This is a genomic window from Epibacterium ulvae (assembly GCF_018678075.1).
Classification (GTDB): domain Bacteria; phylum Pseudomonadota; class Alphaproteobacteria; order Rhodobacterales; family Rhodobacteraceae; genus Epibacterium; species Epibacterium ulvae_A.
In genome coordinates, this window is the sequence record NZ_JAHHIR010000048.1 from 1 (window position 1) to 5509 (window position 5509).

Annotated in this window: 4 protein-coding genes and 2 pseudogenes; 3 read left to right on the top strand and 3 right to left on the bottom strand. The window is 56.3% G+C overall.

What is annotated here, in order from left to right:
- Positions 1-831, bottom strand: a pseudogene (locus KMP13_RS12870) (IS3 family transposase); the annotation flags it as partial.
- A gap of 286 nt (positions 832-1117) precedes the next feature.
- Between KMP13_RS12870 and KMP13_RS12875 the strand changes: the two are divergent.
- Together KMP13_RS12875 and pyrC are read left to right on the top strand one after the other, a co-directional pair.
- A complete protein-coding gene (locus KMP13_RS12875) occupies positions 1118-2077 on the top strand; it encodes a phosphoadenosine phosphosulfate reductase (RefSeq protein WP_215266251.1) in 960 nt (319 codons plus the stop codon).
- A gap of 68 nt (positions 2078-2145) precedes the next feature.
- Entirely contained in the window at positions 2146-3186 is a 1041-nt protein-coding gene (gene pyrC / locus KMP13_RS12880) for a dihydroorotase (protein ID WP_215266252.1), read from the top strand.
- Between the two features lie 59 nt (positions 3187-3245).
- Here the strand turns inward: pyrC and KMP13_RS12885 are convergent, their stop codons facing one another.
- A complete protein-coding gene (locus KMP13_RS12885; RefSeq protein ID WP_215266253.1) occupies positions 3246-4127 on the bottom strand; it encodes a putative phage abortive infection protein in 882 nt (293 codons plus the stop codon).
- Positions 4128-4261: 134 nt separating this feature from the next.
- On the opposite strand from KMP13_RS12885, the gene KMP13_RS12890 reads away from it, so the two are divergent.
- The gene (locus KMP13_RS12890; protein ID WP_215266254.1) at positions 4262-4939 is read left to right on the top strand and encodes an orotate phosphoribosyltransferase; all 678 of its coding nucleotides are present in this window, start codon (positions 4262-4264) and stop codon (positions 4937-4939) included.
- Positions 4940-5197: 258 nt separating this feature from the next.
- Here KMP13_RS12890 and KMP13_RS12895 read toward each other — a convergent pair.
- A pseudogene (locus KMP13_RS12895) lies at positions 5198-5509 on the bottom strand (integrase core domain-containing protein); the annotation flags it as partial.

Here is a 5509-nt window from a genome sequence, read left to right on the forward strand (position 1 = left end):
GTGCCTTTTCCGCTCATCGACACCTTGAACCCGTGCTGGCGCAGGATCTTCTGATAGTCGTGAGAGCAGTATTGCGACCCACGATCTGTGTGGTGGATGCAGTCCTTGGGCGGTTGCCGGAACGCGATGGCCATACTCAACGCCCGGATCGCCAAGTCGCGTTTCATGCGATTGCTGACGGCCCATCCGATGACCCTTCGGGAATGCAGATCAAGGATCACAGCCAAATAGAGCCAGCCTTCGCGGGTCCAGACATAGCTGATATCGCCAGCCCACTTCTGATTGGGCGCGTCTGCTGAGAAGTTACGATCCAGCAGGCTTGGCGCAATATTGAACTTATGATCGCTGTCTGTCGTCACCTTATGTTTGCGTGTTCTCACAACTGATATGCCGTTCTGGCGCATCAACCTGCCAATACGGCGGTGACCCACATCTAAACCGATCTCTTTCAGCTCTTCTGTCATGCGTGGGCGGCCATAGCTGCCCAAGCTCAGGCGCGATTGTTCTTTAATGTGCGCCAACGTCACCATATCGGACCGCTGCCTGCGGCTGGCAGGACGGTGGCGAAATGCTCGCAAACCGCGTAGCCTCTTTAAGCACTTCCCTTTCCTCCTTGAGAATGCGGTTCTCACGCCGAAGCCGGTCATTCTCTTGGGTGAGGCATAAATCCTCTTTCGACACCACATCCGTGTTTCGCTGCGCCGTAATCCATTTGTTCAGCGTCGACATGCCAACACCCAGATCATCAGCAACCTGCTTGCGTGTCAGCCCACTCGTCAGCGCGATCCGCACTGCATCTTGGCGGAATTCGTCCGTCCGTTTCAGTCCCATAGTCAGTCTCCTTTGCTGAAACAAATGCTATCAAAGGAGCGGCATCAAACCGCGACAGGCCCGCTTGGCGGGCCAACCAGGAGTCTACGAAATAGGCCACGGGCATAGCACATTCGACTTGCCGCCAATCCGTTAGTGCATGGGCGGTAAATTAAATGCTCCCTTCACCGATCAACGGTCGGTCGACAAATCTGCCAGAACTCTTCAAACTTTGGCCGTATTCTGCCGTTAACCCTGTTGGTAACCAAAGCCGACCACAGTTTTCGGCAATTTGAGGACGACAGGTATGCAAGAAGTCATCGACGCGCTGGATGAGGATCTCTCGGGGATGAAACCACGCGAGTGGAAAGCCCGCATGGCCGAAATCGCCGAGGAAAACGGCCTGTTTCAGGACCTTGGGGACAAGCATTTCGCCACGTTCATTGATCAGGGCAACACGCTCTTGGTGACCTTTGAAACGTTGCAGGGCATTCACAACCTGTCCGAACAGGCGCAGCCCTTGGGTTTTGATCTGGTGCGTAACTTAGGTTGGTCGCATCTCTGTCTGGTCTCGGACGGCGACACCTGGTTTCGCGCCGAACAGGTCTATGCGTTTTTTGACCAGCTGATTGATGACGGCTTCTTCGAAGAATTCGACAATGTGGTGTTCTACGGCGCAGGCCCATGTGGCTATTCTGCCGCCGCGTTTTCGGTGGCGTCTCCCGGTGCTACGGTGCTGGCGATCCAACCACAGGCCACCCTTGATCCGCGGATGACTGAATGGGACGACCGTTTTGTTGAGATGCGCCGCACCTCGTTCTCGGACCGTTACGGCTATGCGCCCGATATGCTGGATGCTGCTGACCATGCCTTTGTGATCTTTGATCCCTATGAACGTCTGGATGCGATGCATGCCGCCCTCTATGCGCGTTCCAATGTGACCCGGCTGCGCCTGCCGTTTATGGGCGCCGCCGTACAGACCCGCCTGATCGAGATGGAGATCCTCTATTCCATCCTCTCGCAGGTCGGATCTGGCAAGCTCACCGAACAAAGCTTCTTCAAACTGGCCCGCGCCCGTCGCAACAATGGCGGCTATCTCAAAGGGTTGATGGCACATATCGACTCCCAGGATCGCCCATATCTGGTGGCGCTCCTGTGTCGCAATGTGACCCAACGCCTGCGCGCACCCCGTTTCCGCCGCCGCCTGCAGGGGTTGAAAAAACGCGCTGAAGCTGGTGAATTCACCTGGCCCACTGAGCCCAGCTAGATCCACAACCGGTGATTTTCAAACAGCCGCTTCTTTTCCTTTGACGGCGGCTGTGCTAACGCGGCGGTATGACCAAATCGCTGACCATCACCCGCCCCGACGACTGGCATCTGCATCTGCGCGACGGCGCGATGCTCAAGGCCGTCTTGCCTGAAACTGCCCGCCATTTTGGCCGCGCGATTATCATGCCGAACCTGGTGCCCCCGGTGGTCACCGGCGCGCAAGCCGCCGCCTATAAGGACCGGATCATGGCCGCCCTGCCCGCAGGCATGAGCTTTGACCCGCTGATGGTCCTTTACCTCACCGAAGACACCGACCCGGCAGATGTGGCCGCCGCCCATGCCAGCGGTCTTGTCACCTCGGTCAAGCTGTACCCCGCAGGTGCCACCACCAACTCCGCCTCCGGCGTGCAGGACTTCGACAAGGTCCGACCCGTGCTGGAAAAAATGGCCGAAATCGGCATGCCGCTCTGTCTGCATGGTGAGGTCACCGACCACGAAATCGACATCTTTGACCGCGAAGCCGTGTTCATCGACCGTATCCTCGACCCGATCCGCAAAGCCACACCGGGCCTGCGTGTGGTCATGGAACATATCACCACCAAAGACGGTGTGGACTACGTCAAAGCCAATGATGCTGACCTCGGCGCGACCATCACCACGCACCACCTGATTATCAACCGCAACCACATCCTGGTCGGCGGCATCAAACCCCATTACTACTGCCTGCCGGTTGCAAAACGCGAAGAACACCGCCTCGCCCTGCGCGAGGCCGCCACCTCAGGCGATGCGCGTTTCTTCCTCGGCACCGACAGCGCCCCCCATGTGGATCCCGCCAAAGAATCTGGCTGCGGTTGCGCAGGCTGTTTCACCGCCACCAACACAATGGCGCTCCTGGCCCATGTGTTTGAGGAAGACGACGCGCTGGACAAACTCGAAGGCTTCGCCTCCAAAAACGGCCCCGCCTTCTACCGCCTGCCGGAAAACAAAGGCACGCTGACCCTGACCAAACAGGACGCGCCCGTGACCTTCCCCGACAAAATCCACAGCGACGACGGCCCCGTCACCGTCTTTGACCCCGGCTACCCGGTCCATTGGACCGTGACCTGATTTCATCTTTTCAAAAATACTTCCGCCGGAGGCTCCCATGCTTGCCTCTGGCGATGAGGTTAAATGCTCTCACGCGCCTCAGCCTCAAGCCTTCGGATCTCGTCGCAAATCAGATGAATGTCCTGCCCGTTCAGCGCTGGAGGAAGATGTTTCAGAAGGTCATAGCGCTCCACAAGTTCTTTGAGTTCTGCATATTCCTTTCGCGCACGGCACAAAGCGATGAGTTCCAACTCACTATCCGTGAGTTGCCCTGCCAACGTTCTGGCATACACTTCGCGATTACCTAAACTAGAATTATGTATCAGCTGCAGAACATTGTGGAGTTGTCTCAAATAGCCATTCAATTCGTCTGCATTCGCAGAAAAACGACGTTCAAAATGCTCATGAGCTCTCACGAATTCAGTTCCCGGAGACGAAGAAGGGTAGGTTTGCATCTGATACAACGCCGAAACAAAACCCGCCCGCAGTTGATCTTTGATACCCTGAAGAAGGGCCCTTCCAGTTTCAGGCGTTTTTTCAGGATTATCTTCTTTGGCAGCAAGACCCTCTACGTAACGATTAAATAGCGCCAGCAAATTGAAAAACGTCTGTTCAAACATCTGCTGCTTCAGGCTCTGGTTCTGCAGCTTCATCTGCTCCTTCTGCCCAGACAACTCATCCCGTGCAGCTTTCATCTCTTCGCGCTGCAATTTCAGATCCTGCCGCTGCATCTCGATCTGCACCTTCTGTTGCCGAAGCGTGACGATCAGGCCAACAAACGCCAGCCCGGTGAACAGCGATGTCAACGCACCAAACGAGTCCCCAAAGGTGCCGACCTCAGTCCCATCCCCATGCGTAAACACGACGATCCATTGCACCACCCAAGGCGATGCCAGCCAGGCAACAATCACCAACCCCACCCAAAGAACCGGCCAGAAATCTCGCTTCTTCAAACGTTCCACGATTTCAATCCCTCAAAACAATACCCCTTTGCACCCTATGCACGCATTGCGCGTGTGCAACCCCTCTCGACATCGCCTGCGTGGATCGGGTATCAGCGCCGGAACCCATCTCATCCGCATCACAGGAGACGCACATGATCCCCACGTCCTACCCGAGCAAAGAGGAAATCGCCCGCCTCTCCGCACGCATGTTGTTGGAAATCGGCGCGGTGAATTTCAACACGGATGAGCCTTACACGCTCGCCTCTGGTCTGCCCTCGCCGTCCTATATCGACTGCCGCAAGCTGATCTCATTCCCGCGCATCCGCTCCACCCTGATGGATTTCCTGACCATCACCGTGATGCGCAACGCAGGTTTTGAAGCCTTTGACAATATTGCAGGCGGTGAGACGGCCGGCATTCCCTTTGGCGCGCTGGTGGCCGAACGCATGGCCTTGCCCATGACCTATGTGCGCAAAAAACCCAAAGGCTACGGTCGCAACGCCCGCATCGAAGGGGTGATGACCGAAGATCAACGCGTACTTCTGGTCGAAGACATGACCACCGATGGCGGCTCCAAACTCTCCTTTGTCGACGCGATCCGCGACACCGGCGCCTCCTGCGGCCACACGGCGGTGATCTTCTACTACGACATCTTTCCCGAGACCACAAAACGCCTCGGCGACCACGGCGTCGAGCTGCATTACCTGTGCACCTGGTGGGACGTTCTGGCCGAGGCCAAAGCGCAAAAATCCTTTAGCACCGAGACCCTGGCAGAGGTCGAAAAATTCCTAAACGACCCCCGCGCCTGGCAGGAAGCCAACAAGAAGTAACTCACAAAAGCCCGATCCATTTGACCGGGCTTTTTGTTTGGGAAGAGTTCGGCTTGCAGCCCGAAGCGGAAATTGAAAAGAAGCGCGCCTCCACAATGCCGCAGATGACAGAGCGCTGTCTTAAACCGACATTCGACCTGCCCGGAAGTACGATAGGCACTACTAGAATACACTTTTGCGGTGGTAACTGCGGCCAAATATTGAAGGGTTCTTCGCATCGACTAAGGCAGAAATCGCTATTGTCCGAAATTTCTTTAATTAGGTGTTCAGTCCCGGCATCTGGTGGATCGGGTCGATGATGAATTGATCTGGCTCGGAAGTCCAGATTTTGCAGATGTTTTCGCAGGGCGTGAGGCTGCTGCGCGTTTTGTGTCTGCGGGCAAAGGTGTCGGCAGCCATGAAGTCGCCGAGATGTGTTCGTGGCTGTCGTAGTGGTCTCGCTTCACTGTCGCCTCCTTGATCGTGCGGTTCATCCGCTCGACTTGGCCGTTGGTCCAGGGATGGTTCGGCTTGGTCAGTCGATGCTCAATCCCGCTCGACCATTGTTCTTGAACCAATGGCGAACAAGGT

What these genes read in the sequence shown, in the direction of transcription:
- KMP13_RS12875 (WP_215266251.1), top strand. Translation starts at nt 1,118, where the DNA reads ATGCAAGAAGTCATCGACGCGCTGGATGAGGATCTCTCGGGGATGAAA.
- pyrC (WP_215266252.1), top strand. Translation starts at nt 2,146, where the DNA reads ATGACCAAATCGCTGACCATCACCCGCCCCGACGACTGGCATCTGCAT.
- KMP13_RS12890 (WP_215266254.1), top strand. Translation starts at nt 4,262, where the DNA reads ATGATCCCCACGTCCTACCCGAGCAAAGAGGAAATCGCCCGCCTCTCC.